The 15,475-nt window shown below is 63.3% G+C and carries 13 protein-coding genes; 9 read left to right on the top strand and 4 right to left on the bottom strand.

What is annotated here, in order from left to right:
- The first annotated feature begins 80 nt into the window (after window positions 1-80).
- Both LJF34_RS19295 and LJF34_RS19290 read left to right on the top strand, forming a co-directional pair.
- On the top strand, window positions 81-1,229 hold the full coding sequence (locus LJF34_RS19295; RefSeq protein WP_231187252.1) for a branched-chain amino acid ABC transporter permease: 1,149 nt from the start codon (window positions 81-83) through the stop codon (window positions 1,227-1,229).
- On the top strand, window positions 1,229-2,233 hold the full coding sequence (locus LJF34_RS19290) for a 3-oxoacyl-ACP synthase (RefSeq protein WP_231186942.1): 1,005 nt from the start codon (window positions 1,229-1,231) through the stop codon (window positions 2,231-2,233). Before LJF34_RS19295 ends, LJF34_RS19290 begins: the two co-directional genes overlap by 1 nt.
- 10 nt (window positions 2,234-2,243) lie before the next feature.
- Here LJF34_RS19290 and LJF34_RS19285 read toward each other — a convergent pair whose 3' ends face one another.
- Entirely contained in the window at window positions 2,244-2,402 is a 159-nt protein-coding gene (locus LJF34_RS19285; protein ID WP_231186941.1) for a hypothetical protein, read from the bottom strand.
- A 98-nt stretch (window positions 2,403-2,500) separates the two neighbouring features.
- Between LJF34_RS19285 and LJF34_RS19280 the strand changes: the two genes are divergently transcribed.
- On the top strand, window positions 2,501-3,376 hold the full coding sequence (locus LJF34_RS19280; RefSeq protein ID WP_231186940.1) for a hypothetical protein: 876 nt from the start codon (window positions 2,501-2,503) through the stop codon (window positions 3,374-3,376).
- 216 nt (window positions 3,377-3,592) lie between these two features.
- Window positions 3,593-5,134 carry a stage II sporulation protein M gene (locus tag LJF34_RS19275; RefSeq protein WP_231186939.1) on the top strand — a complete coding sequence of 514 codons (1,542 nt, stop codon included), beginning with the start codon at window positions 3,593-3,595 and terminating at the stop codon, window positions 5,132-5,134.
- A gap of 7 nt (window positions 5,135-5,141) precedes the next feature.
- On the opposite strand, the gene LJF34_RS19270 is transcribed toward LJF34_RS19275, so the two are convergent.
- Both LJF34_RS19270 and LJF34_RS19265 read right to left on the bottom strand, forming a co-directional pair.
- Window positions 5,142-6,821 (bottom strand): NAD-binding protein, encoded by a 1,680-nt coding sequence (locus LJF34_RS19270; protein ID WP_231186938.1) that lies wholly within the window; start codon window positions 6,819-6,821, stop codon window positions 5,142-5,144.
- 98 nt (window positions 6,822-6,919) lie between these two features.
- Complete coding sequence (locus tag LJF34_RS19265; protein WP_231186937.1) at window positions 6,920-7,609, bottom strand: hypothetical protein; 690 nt, start codon at window positions 7,607-7,609, stop codon at window positions 6,920-6,922.
- Window positions 7,610-7,845: 236 nt separating this feature from the next.
- On the opposite strand from LJF34_RS19265, the gene LJF34_RS19260 reads away from it, so the two are divergent.
- The 5 genes from LJF34_RS19260 (at window position 7,846) to LJF34_RS19240 (ending at window position 13,208) form a co-directional block, all read left to right on the top strand.
- Window positions 7,846-8,805 (top strand): ABC transporter ATP-binding protein, encoded by a 960-nt coding sequence (locus LJF34_RS19260; protein WP_231186936.1) that lies wholly within the window; start codon window positions 7,846-7,848, stop codon window positions 8,803-8,805.
- Complete coding sequence (gene ccoS, locus LJF34_RS19255) at window positions 8,802-9,650, top strand: cbb3-type cytochrome oxidase assembly protein CcoS (RefSeq protein ID WP_231186935.1); 849 nt, start codon at window positions 8,802-8,804, stop codon at window positions 9,648-9,650. The genes LJF34_RS19260 and ccoS overlap by 4 nt, the downstream gene beginning before the upstream one ends.
- Before the next feature lie 72 nt (window positions 9,651-9,722).
- Window positions 9,723-10,508, top strand: coding sequence for an HAD-IIA family hydrolase (locus LJF34_RS19250; RefSeq protein WP_231186934.1), 786 nt, complete (start codon window positions 9,723-9,725; stop codon window positions 10,506-10,508).
- A 9-nt stretch (window positions 10,509-10,517) separates the two neighbouring features.
- Window positions 10,518-12,071, top strand: coding sequence for a DASH family cryptochrome (locus tag LJF34_RS19245; RefSeq protein WP_231186933.1), 1,554 nt, complete (start codon window positions 10,518-10,520; stop codon window positions 12,069-12,071).
- A gap of 96 nt (window positions 12,072-12,167) precedes the next feature.
- Window positions 12,168-13,208 carry a hypothetical protein gene (locus LJF34_RS19240; protein WP_231186932.1) on the top strand — a complete coding sequence of 347 codons (1,041 nt, stop codon included), beginning with the start codon at window positions 12,168-12,170 and terminating at the stop codon, window positions 13,206-13,208.
- A gap of 23 nt (window positions 13,209-13,231) precedes the next feature.
- Here LJF34_RS19240 and LJF34_RS19235 read toward each other — a convergent pair whose 3' ends face one another.
- Window positions 13,232-15,454, bottom strand: coding sequence for a PAS domain S-box protein (locus LJF34_RS19235; RefSeq protein WP_231186931.1), 2,223 nt, complete (start codon window positions 15,452-15,454; stop codon window positions 13,232-13,234).
- Between the last annotated feature and the right edge of the window lie 21 nt (window positions 15,455-15,475).

Raw genomic sequence — 15,475 nt, 5'->3', positions numbered from 1 at the left:
ACGCGTCGTGGGTCGAGGAGTACGTCCGCGATCATATCGTCCACCTCGTGGTCATCTCCTTCCTCGCCGCGTACCCCGGTCTGCATCACTTGCTCGTGAACTCGCCGTTCGGGACGGAGGCGGCGACGCTCCTCCCGCGCGTGGAGACGATGATACCCGTCCTCTACTTCGGCCTGTTCGCCATGTCGTTCGACTTCGTCAGCGGCTACACGGGCTACCTCTCGTTCGGCCACGCCGCGTTCTACGGGACCGGCGCGTACTTCGTGATTCTCACGGCGAACGACAAAATCCCACTCCTGCCCGCCGGAACGCCGTTCATGGTGTCGCTCGTCGTCGCGGGATTCGTGGCCGTCGTACTCGCGCTGGCCATCGGGGCCGTGTCGTTCCGCCTGACGGGCGTCTACTTCGCCATGATAACCCTCGGCTTCGCCCAGGTGTTATACGTCTTCGTCCGCGGGTGGGATTACGTCGGGTCGAATCCACGGGACGGCATCTTCCTGAACGGGGCCAACGGACTCAACGTCGGCGTCCCCGGCGTCGATTCGCTGAACCTCGCCATCGGGGCGCTGACGGGAGACGAGGTGTCGCTCGGATTCGTCCACCTCGGCCAGACGGCTGTGTCCTACTACATGATCGGCCTCGTCGTCCTCGTCTGCTACTTCGCCATGCAGCGAATCATCCACTCGCCGTTCGGCAAGGTGATGGTCGCAATCCGCGAAAACGAGGAGCGCGCCGTCGCTGTCGGCTACGACACCTTCCGGTACAAACTCGGCGCGTTCGCCATCAGCGCCTTCTTCGCGGCAGTGGCGGGCAGTCTGCTCGCAGGGTACGAGAGAACCGTCTCCCCCGACGAGTCGTTCAACTTCCTCGTGGCCGGGGACGCCCTGTTGGCCTCCATCATCGGCGGGTTCGGGACGCTCGCCGGACCGCTGTACGGCCACCTGTTCGACGAGACGGTCCGCGAGTTCCTCTCGAAGGACGGCGGCGGTCTCCTACCGTACCTCAGGACCCACCTCGGGTCGGGCATCATGGAAACGACGATTTACAACGGCCTGACGGTACAGGGAGCCATCGAGACGTTCCTGAACGGCCACGCCAGCCTGTACGTCGGCGCGCTGTTCGTGCTGTTCGTGTTGTTCGTTCCGAACGGCCTCCTCGGGACGCTGCGGGACCGACTCGGCGGTCCCGTCGCGAAAACGGTTCCCGCGCGATTGTGGAGGAATCGGTAATGGTCGGACTCACGGGCTACGGACTGTACGTCCCCGAGGACACCGTGACCGGCGGGGAAATCGCCCGAAAGAGCGGTATCCCTGAGAACGTCATCGTCGAGAAGATGGGTATTCGCGAAAAGCACGTCTGTCCACGGGACGGCGACCACGTCACGGACATGTGCGTGAAGGCGGCCGAACGGGCGCTTTCCCACGCTGGCATCGAGGCGTCGGACCTCGACGCCGTGTTGTATCACGGCAGCGAGTTCAAGGATTTCGTCGTCTGGAGCGCCGCCGCGAACGTCGCCGATAGAATCGGTGCCGAAGACGCGTTCGCGAGCGAGAGCTACGCGCTCTGTGCAGGTGCGCCCATCGCGATTCGGGAGGCGAAAGCGACCCTCGTCGCCGATACCCCGGAGCGAATCCTGCTCGTCTCCGCGAGCCGAGAAGAGGACCTCGTGAACTACGAGAACGAAGAGTCCTCGTTCATGTTCAACTTCGGCAGCGGCGCGTGTGCGATGGTGCTCGAAGAAGCGCCCGAAACCCCGCTCGCGACGGTTCGGGAGAGCGCCGCGATAACGGACGGGAGTTTCTCGGAGGACGTGGTGATGCCCGCAGGCGGGTCGCGGAATCCACCGAGTCACACGACGGTCCAGTCGGGTCTGCACGCGCTGAACGTCCCCGACCCGGACGGCATGAAGGAGCGATTAGCCGAGGTCAGCCTCGACAACTTCCTCGACGTGGCCGATACCGCGCTCTCGCGGTCGGACTACGGCCGCGACGACCTCGATTTCGTCGCGCTGACGCACATGAAACGGTCGTTCCACGACCACCTCTGCTCGACGCTCGGCGCGTCGAACTACTATCTGGACGAGTTCGGCCACGTCCAGAGCGTGGACCAACTCCTCGCGCTGGACGCCGGCATCGAGAACGGATCGGTCGAAGCGGGCGACGTCGTCTGTTTCCTCGCCGCCGGAACCGGGTACACGTGGGCGGCGACGGTGCTGGACTGGCACGGCGAGTAGCCGACCCGACTTACTCCTTCGGGTAGCGCACGTAGGGACCCGGAAGCAGGGCACGGAGCGAGTAGGAACGACGCGGGGGTTTCTCGTCGTCCGACTGCTCGGTTTCCGCGTCCGGTCGTCCCGTTTCGCGGCGACCCCTCCGTTTCCAATCGATTCCAAAGGTGCTCATATCACAGGTAGAATACTTCAGATGACTTTATTATGCGCTCGATAACCGCGAGACAGGACGGGAACGAATTGAAATACGGAGGTGACTAATCGTATAGTATGTCCATGTGGTCGGCCCGTTCACGCCGGCGTGTCGTCACGTTCGTGGTCGGCTTCCTCGTCCTCCTCGTGATCGTCGGCCAGCGCGTCCGGTCGGTGGTCCACCGAACGCGAGACGTTCCGTTGAGCCCGCTCGTCGCCCGAACGCGGGTAGGTTCGGACTACCTGCAACGGCACGCGGTTACGACCGGCGTGAACCTATCGGGCGAGATGGACGACATGGGGGAGTTCGCCCGCCCCGACTTCGACCCCGACGACGTCCATCCCGAAGTCCGCCGGTTCTACGAGCGCACCGCGGACTACGACATCGCATATCGTGTGCGCTGGCATCGCGGCTTTCGGGGCGGAGCGGCGCTCGCCGCACGACTCACGAGTCGAATCGAACAGCTCAATCTTCCCGGGCCGTGGCAGTCGTCCAGCGAAACCCTCACGAGCGAACTCGTCGCCATCGACCCGGACGACGACCCGCGGGACGGGGCGCGGGCGTGGATTCGAACGGACGAGACGGGAACCGCCGTCTTCGTCGCCATCTACGCCAGTCACGTCAGGGACGAAATTCGCTACGTCAACATCGCCGTCCCGCTGCCGTGGTCGAACCTGAGCACCGTTCTGCACGTTCGGACGCTCGACGCGTCGGACGGAAACGAACGTGGGAACGGGGACGCGATCGAAAACGGAAACGCGGGTATCGAACTGACGACCGAAACGGAAACGGGCGACGAGGGATTGTACCTCCGCATGCCGTTCGGCGCGGTTTCACTCCCGATGGACCAACGCTTTCGGGTGGTCCCCGACGGCGACGGTATCCACGCGGAACACGAGATGTGGGTGTTCGGTCGCCAGTTTCTGACCATCGAATACGACGCGGACCGCTAATCTGCGTTCGGTTCGGTATCGCTCGTACTATCGCTACCATCAGAACGGTCGATAGCGTCATCACCTTCGGTACGATCGGCTCTATCGGGACGTTCGTTACCGCCACCGCCGTTCCGATTTCCACTCCCATCGCCGCTCTCACAACCGCCGCGATATCCCGCCATCGTCGCAATCACCACCACCACACATATCTAATTCGAGAGAGATGTCCCCCGTATGAAGTTCAGCGACGCTAGCTCGTCCGTACGAGCAGTCCTCCTCGGCCGCCCGGCGTCGGTCCTCCCGCTGTTCCTCGCCGGTGCGAGCATCAACCTGATGGCACAGACGTTCCCGATAGTGGGACTCGTGCTGGCGTTTCTCCTCCTCGCCGGAACCGGGCGACTCGACGCCGTGTTCGCCGCGTTTCGACGGACGGATTTGAACGGAATCGAGACGAATCCCGCCGCCGTAGAGCGACTTCGGGACGCGGTCATGGGCGTGTTCACGCCCGAGGTTATCGTCCTCCTCGTCGCGTCCTTCCTGTGTAGCCTCGTCGTCGTGTTCGTCGCTCGCGCTCTCGTCGGCGCAGCGCAGGTACACGCCGTGACGGCCGCCCTGCGGAACGCAAGCGCAGGTGCGAGCGACGAATACGACGTGGCTACCGTTCCCGTCCCCACGGCGCTTCGGACCGAACGAGCGGTTGCGGCCGGTGTCGCCGGAACGAAGCGGGACGGAATCGCGTTCGTCCTGCTCTCGCTGGCCCGGATAGTCGCGGTGCTCCTCGTCTTCGTCGCGTTCGGCGTCGTGGAGGCTGCGGTGTTGAGCGCCGGCACCATCGTCAGCATTCTCGGTTCGTTCCTGCTGGCCGTCGCGCTCTTTTTCGCCCTCTTCGTCGTCTACCTGCTGTTCCTGTTCGTCCCGCAGGCCATCGTCGTCGACGGCGTCGGCGTTCACGGCGGACTGCGGCGAAGCGGCGGGTTCATTCGAGGTCACAAGGCCCGCGTCGCGGGCTACATCGTTGTCGTGGTCGCGTCGTTCGGTGTGTTCTCTGTCGTGGCCGCCGGATTGAGTTTCCTCGGAGTCAGTCGAGTCGCCGCCGTTATCCTCTTTTTCGGCTTGCTACCCGTACTCGGCGTGCTGAAGACGGCGCTGTATCTCGATTCGGAACCGACGGTACCCCACGGTCGGGGGTCGGTCCGCGGCGCATTCGGTCGCGGGATTCGGGAACTGCGGACGTTCCTCGGACGGAAACCGCTCCTCGTTCTCGCCGCGCTCTCGCTCTTCGTGGTCGGTGGCCTCGGCGGGTGGGCCGCCGTTCGGCCGTTCACGCTCGAAAGCGTTCGCCCCGACCTGACGAGCAACGTGTTCGGGGCGTTCCCGCTGGACGTGTTCGTCAAACTGGCCGCGAACAACTGGTTCGTCGCCATCTCCGCGGCGTTCGCCGGTCTCGGGTTCGGCGTCCCGACGCTCGTCGCGCTCCTGTTCAACGGCGTGGTGGTCGGTGCCGTCATCGGTCTCCTCCCGGACCCGACGTTCGCCCTCGCGCTCATCCTTCCCCACGGAATCATCGAAATCCCCGGCCTGTCCGTCGCAGGCGCGCTCGGCCTCCACCTCGGCGGCGTTTCGTGGTCCTACGTTCGCGGTCGGTCGTCGGCCGACGCGTTCGCGACCGAACTCGTCCGCGCGTACTACGTCCTCCTCGGCCTGCTCCCAGTCTTCATCGTCGCGGCGTTCATCGAGGCGTTCGTCACGTGGTGGGTCGCCTCGGCGGTCGTGTGAAAGCGACTCACTGTGCGATTTCGGCGAACTCGTTCGTGTCGTCGTCGGTCCCCGCGATGATGAGTTGGTCGTCGCCGCGAATCACGAAATCGGGACCCAAATCGGTGATGACCTCGCCGTCCCGTTCGACGGCGATGACGGTACACCCCGTCCGGGTTCTGACCGCGGCGTCCCGCAACGTTTGGCCGGTCAACCGCGGCGCGGTCGTCCGGAGGATTTCTATCTGCTTGTCGGGCGAGATTATCTCCTCGCCTTCGAGGATGGTCGAGGCGAGCATCCGCCCGCTGACGGTTTCGAGCGCGAGGACGTAGTCCGCACCCGCGCTGTACAGCTTTCCGATGTTGTCCGTCTCGTTCGCTCGGGCGACGATTTCGACCCCCGGCGCGAGTTCGCGCGCGATGAGCGTGGCGAAAATCGTCGTCGTGTCGTCCGCGAGCGCGAGGATGAGCGCGTTGGCGTACTTCACCCCGGCTTCCTGTAACACGCTCTCGTCGGTGACGTCGCCGAGCACGTCCACGCCCTCCTTGTCGTCTTTGTCGACCACCGTGGTTCGCATGGACTTCGACTCCATGGCCTCCTCCACCGTCGAACCGACTTCGCCGTACCCGGCGACGATGACCGACCCGCGAATCGGTCCGCGGCCCTCCGAAAGGGTCATCTCCTTGAGTCGTTCGAGTTGGGCTTCCCGACCGGCGGCGAGAAGGATCGTGTTACCGTCGAGTTCTGCCTCAGGGGAGGGTGAACTCTGGAACTCGCCACGCCGCCACAGGCCGATGATACTCGCACCGGTTTGTTCCCGGATGCCGCTTTCGTCCAGCCTCGTGCCGTCGATTTCCGACCCGGCCTGAATGGATAGCTCGACGATTTCGAAGTCCTCGCCGATGGTCACGGTTTCGCCGAGGTCGGCGGTCACGGACGCCGTGACCTTCTCCGCGAGGCTGTGACCGAGGAGGTGGCGCGGCGAGATGACTTGGTCCGAACCGGCGTACTGGAGATAGTTCGTCAAGTCGGGATTTTCGACGAGGGTAATGACGCGAACCGTATCGGACACCTCGCGGACCGCGAGCGCGATACTGGCGTTCTGCTCGTCCGTCGCGTCCGCGACGACGGCGTCCGCGTCCTCGACGTGGACGTTCCGGAGCGTGTCCGCCGATTCGGGGTCGCCGTGGACGACGGTGATGTTACGCTCGTACAAATCGAGGGCCTCCTCTCGATCCCGAACGACGACGACGTATTCGCGGTCCCACGACCGAAACTCGTCGATGAGCGTCTCGGCGCGGGGGGAGTAGCCGCAGATGACGATGTGGTCCTCCACGTCATCGAGGGTCGTGGGGGGGCTGACTCGAAGCGCCTCCTGCACCCACGGCGCGACGAACACGGGGAGGGCCATGAAGATGAGAATCACGCCCGAAATCTGCATCGTCACCATGAGCAATCGCATCTGTGGCGTCGTCCATTTGTCCGCATCGACCCCGTAGCCGGTCGTGGTGAACGTCTCGATGACGACGGAAAACGCCTGTAGAACGGTCCGCGGTGTGTCCTCGAACATCGCCATCCCCCACATGTACGCGAACGTGTACAGCACGAGTACCCCTGCGAACGATGCGAGATAGAGAAACGCCCGACGTCGCTGCCGTGAGACTGTTGGAAAGACGGTAAACGGAACGCGCCCGGGTCGGTCGACCATTATCGTAAGACTGTAAGTCGGATGACTTCATTCTGCCGTCCTCGGATGGAATCGACGCGAACGGTACCGGCGAGAACTCCCGACGAGAGGGGAAGTTCCTACGCCGATTCGCCCAACCACCCCATCCGATTCCTGACCGTCGGCACGGCGACGTTCCGGAGGACGTGATAGGTCATGATGAGGGTCCATCCGGCGACTCCCGCGAAAATGAGGAGGAAGATGATCTGTTGAATCACGGTGGTTCCGCCCCGCCAGATGCTCGTGCCGAAGAGCATGTCCGAGAGCCAAAACAGGGTGCTCACGGCGACCGCGCCCCCGCCGAGCACCATCGCGGCGTTCGCGCGTTTTACCCATCGATTCAGTTCGAACCGTTCGCTGGTTTCGGCCGCCGCTTCCCGTTCCGTTTCGGACTCCGTCCGCAGTTCGAGTCGGTGGAGCGATTCCACGTCCACGAACGCTCCGTTGTCGGTGAGGTCCTCGCCGCGCGAACGAGCCGTCGAAATCAGTTCCTCTCGCTCGATTCCCCGAAGTTCACGGAATCGCTCGACCGTGAGATACGTCTCCGCCAGCGCGTCACGTACCTCCTCGTCGGACATCGAATCGAGCGCCATCGAGAACTGTTCGTCCGGGTAGTCCGACAACAGTTCGAAATCGAGGAGTCCCGAGCGAACCCGCTCCCGAATCCGTTGCTGGTCCCGGCGCTTTTTCTCCTCGTCGAGGTCCGCAAACTCGTTGCGGAGTCGTCGGCGCTGCGTCTTCGTAAGCAGCGACGCCGCTTTCCGTGTCATACATTCAGATAGTCAGTTCGAGTATTATATCCTACGGTCGAACGGGGTTTCGCGCCGACGTGCGTGACGACTCGCGATACATCGTTCGCCGGGGTAAAAACTGATGACGTCGCCTCGAACTGCCGCCGTATTCTATGTGTAGAGCGCCCGAGATGGGTGTATCTCGATATCATGTCGAGAGCCGTCGGTGAACGGTGTCGCCCGTTTAGTACGGAACTCCCACGACGTTACATCGAATGCCAGCAATCGAAACGAACGAGTTGTCGAAGCGCTACGGAGACGTAACCGCGGTTGCCGACCTCGACCTTGTGGTCGAAGAGGGTTCGACATTCGGCTTTCTCGGACCGAACGGCGCCGGAAAATCGACTACGATAGACCTGCTTCTCGGGTTTCTGCGACCCACGGGCGGGAACGTCACCGTCCTCGGTTGTGACCCGACGACGGACGCGAAATCGGTTCGGTCCCGACTCGGCCTCCTCCCGGACGACTTCGAACCGTATCGAAACCTCACCGGGCGACGGCACGTCGTGTCGGCGATTCGGACGAAAGGGGCGGACGACGACCCCGACGCCGTCCTCGAACGGGTTGGGTTGTCGCCGGAACAAGCCCGTCGGGACGCCGGTGGCTACTCCAAGGGGATGACCCAACGGTTGGGTTTGGCCGTTGCCCTCGTCGGCAACCCCGACCTGCTCATTCTGGACGAACCGTCCTCGGGCCTCGACCCGAACGGCGTCAAACTCCTCCGGCGGGCCATCGACGAGGAGAGCGAACGCGGCGCGACGGTGTTCGTCTCTTCGCACCTCCTCGACCACGTCGAGCGGGTCTGTGACCGAGTCGGAATCATGCGCGACGGGTTGCTCGTCGCGACGGATTCCATCGAGAACCTCCGCGAGCGGTTGGGAGCGAACGTCGTCGAAGCGACCGTCGAAAGCGTCCCAGACACGACTGCGCTTCGCAGCATCGACGGAGTCACGGACGTGTCCGTTTCACGGAAGTGCGTTCGAATAGCGTGTACGCGACAGGAGACGAAAACGCGGGTGTTGGTCACACTCGATGAACTGACGACCGTGGAGAACGTCGAGACGAGGGATTCGTCGCTCGAATCGGTGTTCGATGAGTTCGCGGGGGGACGGAACGATTTCGGCGAGGAGAACCACCTCCGCGGAGTCGCCCCCGAGGGAGGTGAGCGACGATGAGTACCTACACCGTCGCACGGGACGATTTCAGGAACAGCGTCGGGTCGCTCGTCGTGCTGGGCATCGTCGCGGCATTGGTCGCCATCGTCGCGCTCACGTTCGCCGCCGAGAGCGGGCAGTACGACGACCCGTATCGGACGCTGTTCGACGTGACACAGGCGATTATCCTCCTCGGACCGGTTTTAGTTGCGCCGCTCGCCTACCAGTGCATCGTGGACGAGAGAACCAGTGGGCGTATCACGTTCCACATGGGCCTCCCCAACAGTCGTGCGGAGTACTTCGCGGGGAAACTCCTCTCCCGGTTCGGCGTCGTGCTGCTCGCCGTGGGGTGTAGCATGGTCCTCGGGTTCGGCGTCGCCGCTCTGACCTTCACGAACACACCGGATATCGGCCGATTCGCCGTCTTCACCGCCGCGACTGCGCTCTACTTGCTCTCGTTCGTGAGCATTTACTTCGGCATCTCCGCGCTAGTGACCGGTCGCACGACGGCGATGATGGGCGCGCTCGCCATGTACTTCCTCCTGATTCCGTTCTGGGGTGGGTTCACCCCGTTCGTCAACCTCGATACGCTCCTCACCGGCGTCGGAAATCTCCTCGGAACGCCGCTTTCCGATGCGACAAGGGAAGCGATACGAACCCTCTCGCCGTGGAAAGCTTACGGCGGTTCGACGGTCTCGATGTACGCGGACATCGGCGGAGGGTATCAGCAATTGCCGTCGATTCCGCCGGGGAAGATGGACGACATGTACCGACAAACGGCGAGGAACGTCCTCGCCCTTCTCGGGTGGTCCGCCGCGTTCCTCCTCGTCGGCTACGCGAAGTTCCGGACGGCGGAGTTGCGCTGAACCGCCATCCGTCGGTCGTAGTCTACCGCTCCACCGGACGACTCAACACCCCGGGGTCCGTCTACCCCGCCAATGGCGACCTATCGCGGCGCGGTTGTGGACGTGGATGGAACGCTCGTTCGCGGCGACGACGGCTTGCCCGGTGCGGCGGACGCCGTGAGGGAGTTACGGGAGGCGGGAATCACGCCCCTTTTCTTCTCGAACAATCCGACTCGACCGCCGGAACACTACGTCGACAGACTCGCGGCCAGCGATATCGCCATCGACGCCGAGGAGGTACTCACCTCGGCGCTCGTCACGGCGGAGTTTCTCGAAGCCGAACACGCCGGACGGGACGTCTTCGTCGTCGGAGAGGCGTATCTCGGCGAGTTGCTCGAATCGCGCGGGTTCAGGGTTCGCGACGATCCGGATGTGGCCGACGTGGTCGTCGCGTCCATCGACCGCGCGTTCGACTACGAGGCGCTCACGGAGGCGTTCTGGGCGCTCGAAGACGGGGCGACGTTCGTCGGAACGGACCCGGACGTGACGATACCCGCCCGCGAGCGACTGGTTCCGGGGTCGGGTGCCATCCTCAACGCCATCGCGGGCGTGGCGGGGCGGGACCCGGACCACGTCCTCGGAAAGCCGTCGGCGGACGCGGGGCGGGCCGCGCTGTCCCACCTCGGCGTGTCGCCCGAGGAGTGTCTCGTCGTGGGCGACAGACTCGACACCGATATCGCACTCGGGGAGCGGATCGGAGCGACGACGGCGCTGGTCCGTTCGGGCGTGACGACGGCCGCGGACCTCGCCGAGTCGACGGTGACGCCGGACTACGTACTCGACTCAGTTAGGGAGATAGGGGAAGTGCTCGCGGACTGAACGGACCGCATGGAAACCGCGCTCGTCTGGTTTCGGACCGACCTCCGCGTTCGCGACAACCGCGCGCTCGTCGCCGCGACCGATGCAGACCGACTCCTCTGCGTGTACTGCTTCGACCCACGGGCGTTCGGTTCGAGGGAGTACGGCGGGGAATGCTCGTTTCGATACACGAAGACGGGAAGCCACCGAACGCGATTTCTCCGGGAGAGCGTCGAGACCCTCGGAGCGTCGCTCGGCGGGATGGGAAACGAACTGGTCGTTCGCCACGGACGGCCCGAGGAGGTCGTTCCGTCGCTCGCGGCGGCCATCGACGCCGACGTCGTGAGCTTCCACACCGCGCCGACGGCGGAGGAGCGGGCCGTCGAGCACGCGGTGACGAGGGAAATCCGCGATTCGGAGACGCGAGGAGACACCGATATCGAAGCGATGTGGGGCCACACGCTCTATCATCCCGACGACCTGTCAGTATCGGTCACCGACATCGACGACACGTTCACGTCGTTTCGAGGGACGGTCGAGCGTTCCGACGCTGGGGTTCGCCCTCCCATCGAAGCGCCGACGAGGCTTCCGCCGGTACCGACTGAAGTCGGTGACGGTGGCGAAATCGAACCCGGAACGGTTCCGTCGTTCGTCGACCTCGGAGTGGAACCGGTGACGCCGGACGAACGAAGCGTCCTCGACTTCGAAGGCGGCGAAACGGCGGGGCTCGATCGGTTGGAACGGTACGTCTGGAAACGCGACCGTCTCCGAGGGTACAAGGAGACGCGAAACGGGCTGTTGGGGTCGGATTACTCCTCGAAGCTCTCGCCGTGGCTCAACTCGGGGTGTCTGTCGCCGCGGACGGTGTTCGAAACCGTCGAGCGATACGAACGGAAGCGGGTCAAAAACGAATCGACGTACTGGCTCGTGTTCGAACTGCTGTGGCGGGATTTCTTCCAGTTTCAGTTCGCCAAACACGGAAATCAGGCCTTCAAGCGGGAGAGAATCCGTCGTCGAACCATCGACTGGCGAAGCGGGGAGGAAGACGGGAGGGGTGGAAGCGGAGGGGACGGAAATGGCGAAAACGGAAGGAACAGGGATGGCGAAATCGGAGGCGACGGAGAAAGCGAATTCGAGCGCTGGAAACGCGGGGAAACTGGCATCCCGTTCGTGGACGCCAACATTCGGGAGTTGAACGGGACGGGGTACATGTCGAATCGCGGGCGGCAGAACGTCGCCAGCGTGCTGGCGACCGACCTCCGAATCGACTGGCGGAAAGGAGCGGCGTACTTCGAAACTAAACTCGTGGATTACGACCCGGCGAGCAACTACGGCAACTGGGCGTACATCGCTGGCGTCGGCAACGATTCACGAAACCGCTCGTTCGACGTGCAGTGGCAGGCCGACCGTTACGACCCGGACGCGACGTACGTGAAATACTGGCTCCCGGAACTACGGGACGTGCCCGACGAGAAGGCACACGAACCGTGGCGACTCACCCCCGAGGAACAGGACAGATACGGCGTCACGCTCGGCGAGGAGTATCCGAAACCGTTGGCCAGATGGTTAGCCTCGAACGGCTAGAGGTCGTCGTTTCAGTCGGACGAAATACCGTGGAGAATCGTCAGTCGACGGAAATCGACCCGAAAGTTATCCCGATTCCGCTCGTTTCATCGTACGATGACACTCTACGAGTCAGTCGCGGACCTGTCGCTCGAAATCGACTCCTGTTCGTTCGAACCGCACGAACGCGAGACGTCGAGTGATTTCACGCGCGTCACGACCGAAATCACCCTCCGTGGCGGCGGCGAAATCGGAAAGGGCGAGGATGTGACGTACGACGCGGAGGACCAGCGCGGATTGGAGGAGTTGGAGTTCGGCCTGACCGGTTCCTACACCCTCGATGAGTTCTCGGCGGAGCTATCGAAACTCGACCTGTTCCCCGTCGGACCGTCACGGGAGGACTTCCGACACTACCGCCAGTGGGCCTTCGAGAGCGCGGCGCTCGACCTCGCGCTTCGGCAGGCCGACACGGACCTCGCGTCGCTCCTCGACCGCACGCCCGAACAGGTGCGGTTCGTCGTGAGTACGCGGTTGGGCGACCCGCCGAGCGCCGAGCGGGTACGCGATTGGCTCGATATCGATCCCGAGTTGGGGTTCAAACTCGACGCCACGCCGGAGTGGGACGACGAACTCGTCTCGGAACTGGCCGCGACGGAGCGGGTCCGCATCGTGGACATGAAAGCGGAGTACGGCGAGGCCGAGGTGGGTCAATCCCCGAACGCGGAACTGTACCAGCGCGTCGCCGACGCGTTGCCGGACGCCGTCATCGAGGACCCCGCGTACACCGACGAAACCGCGGCCGTGCTCGATTCCGCGAGCGAGCGCGTGTCGTGGGATGCACCGATCACGGGCGTCGAAAGCATCGAATCGCGCCCGTTCGAACCGCGATGGCTGAACATCAAGCCGTCGCGCTTCGGAAGCGTGGAATCGCTGTTCGACGCGCTCGATTACTGTGCCGAACGGGGGGTTCGCCTGTACGGCGGCGGGCAGTTCGAACTCGGCGTCGGCCGCGGACAGATTCAACTGTTGGCGTCGTTGTTCTACCCGGACGGACCGAACGACGTCGCTCCGCGGGGATACAACGATCCGGAACCGAACGCCGGGTTACAGTCGAGTCCGCTGCCAGCACCGACCGTGGACGGGTTTCGGTGGCTGTAGTTCGGGGAAGGGGATCCATGGGACTACTGGATCCCGCAAATCCGAAACCGAGCCCCGCCGTCCGGTCCGTCGCGAACGGAGATAGACCACCCGTGGGCATTGGCGATGGTTGAGACTATCGACAGCCCCAATCCCGACCCGGCCCGTACCGTCGTGTACCCGTGTTCGAACACGGCCTCGCGGTCTTCGGGCGGGATTCCGGGACCGTCGTCCTCCACGAAAAAGCCGTCCGTCAGTTCGCCGACGCGAACGGTTGTCTCGTCCCCGGCGTGTTCGACGGCGTTCCGAAACAGGTTTTCGAACAGTTCCTGCAGACGGCCGGGGTCGGCATCAAGAGTGCCGAGTTTGTCCACGACGAGCACGCTTTCGCAGGTGTCGACGCTCGACCACGCCTGTCGTACGATCTTCGGGAGTTCGACCGACTCCGTTTCGTTGACGACGTGCCCCTCTCGTGCCAACGTCAATAGGTCGGCGATCAGGGTTTCCATGCGGTCGAGGGCGTTTTCGGATTTCTCGAAGTGAACGTCCTCCTCGCGCTCTCTGGCGAGTTCGAGGTGTCCCTGTGCGACGTTCAACGGGTTGCGCAAGTCGTGGGAGATGACGCTGGCGAACTCCTCCAACCGCTCGTTCTGCCGCTGGAGTTCCTGTTTTCTCTGTTCTCGCTTCGTCACGTCGCGGGCCGAGCCGAGAAACGCCCGTTCGCCGTCGTACGTGATGACTCGGACGCTGAATTCGACGTGATGGATATCTCCTTCCTTGGTTTCGACGCGTGCTTCGTAGTGAGGGAAGCGTTCGCCCCGACCCCGACCGCTCGCGATTCGCCGTACCTCCTCGCGGTCGTCCGGGTGTATCAACTCCCAGATCTCCATCCCCATGAGTTCGTCACGGGTGTACCCGGACAGCGCGCACACGCGCTGGTTTATGAACTCGAACTTGTCGTTGCGGTAGATGTAAATCGCGTCGTGGCTCTGTTCGACCAGCGTGCGATACTTCTCCTCGCTTTCGCGGAGGGCGGTCTGTGAAACGATTCGACGAAGCGCTTCCACGGTGTGTGAAAGCAACAGTTCGGCCAGTTCGGCGTCGTCTTGGTCGAAGGAAGCGACGTCGCGGGACCCCGCCTGAAAGACACCCACGTCGCCGATGGGGACGCTGAGGAGGGACCGATACTCCGCCTGTGCCGGAACCGCATCCGACTCCGTTCGCACGTCGTCGAGGACGTAGGTTTCTCCGTTCTGGTGTGTTTTTCCGGCGATACCCTCGTCGATACGGAGTTCGGTGTACCCGTCGTCCGTCATGCCGGTCGAAATCGCGGCCGGGACGAAGTGGTCGCCCTCGATGAGATCGACGCCGCAGATGTCGAACTGGAGGATGCTTTCCGCGGCCTCGACGGTCAACTCACAGATGTCGGTCGTCGTCTGGCACGTCTCCATCTCGGATGCGACCTCGTGGAGTTCCTCGATTCGTCGTTTCTCATCGCGGAGTTCCCTCTTGACGTGTTCGTGTTCCTCGATACTCCGGAAGACGCCGACCGTCCCCCGAAACACGTCGTCGTGAACGAGTAATCCGATTCGACCTTCGCACGAAATGGTCCGCCCGTCCGCCGTATGGAGTATCGCCCGTATCGTGCCGACGTCGTCGCCGCCATCGAGGAGGTCCTCGATGAGGCGTGTGCCACGCTTCACGCTCTCCTCGGCCAGCAGGAGTGATACGTGTTGGCCGAGGAGTTCGTCGCGTTCGTACCCGGAGATATCGACGAGCGTATCGTTGACGGCGGTCATGTACCCGTTCGGATCCAGCGTGTACACGCCGTCACCCATCGCCTGCACGATGGATCGATAGTGGTTGAATCGTCGGTTCGGTCCGTTCGTATCGGACGGATGCACCAACCGTTCCGCTCTCTCTACGAGCGTCTCCGCGTCCGTCTCCTCGGCGCGGAGATAATCGCTCACGCCGGCGGAAATGGCCTCGCTGGCGATTCGTTCGCTTCCGGATTCGGTGTAGAGGAGGAACGGAAGGTCGGCCCACTTCTTTCTAACCGCGTGTAACAGTTCGATGCCGTCGGATTCTGGAAGCATGTAAGCGCTGAGAACGCAGTCGATATGATACTCGTCCAACATACCGAGTGCTTCGTCGGCGGATTGTGCCTCCAAAACGGAGAGATCGTCTGCGACTTCGGAGAGACGATCCGAGGAAACACCCGCATCCGAGAGAGGGTTAACGGATAGTACGCGGATGTCATCGATCATTGTTACAGCTTCTCTGTCAAC

The organism is Haladaptatus sp. DYF46, assembly GCF_021083305.1.
In the GTDB taxonomy this organism is placed as follows: Archaea; Halobacteriota; Halobacteria; order Halobacteriales; family Haladaptataceae; genus Haladaptatus.
The sequence above is the reverse complement of the archived record's forward strand: the minus strand, read 5'-3'. Positions and strand labels throughout refer to the sequence as shown.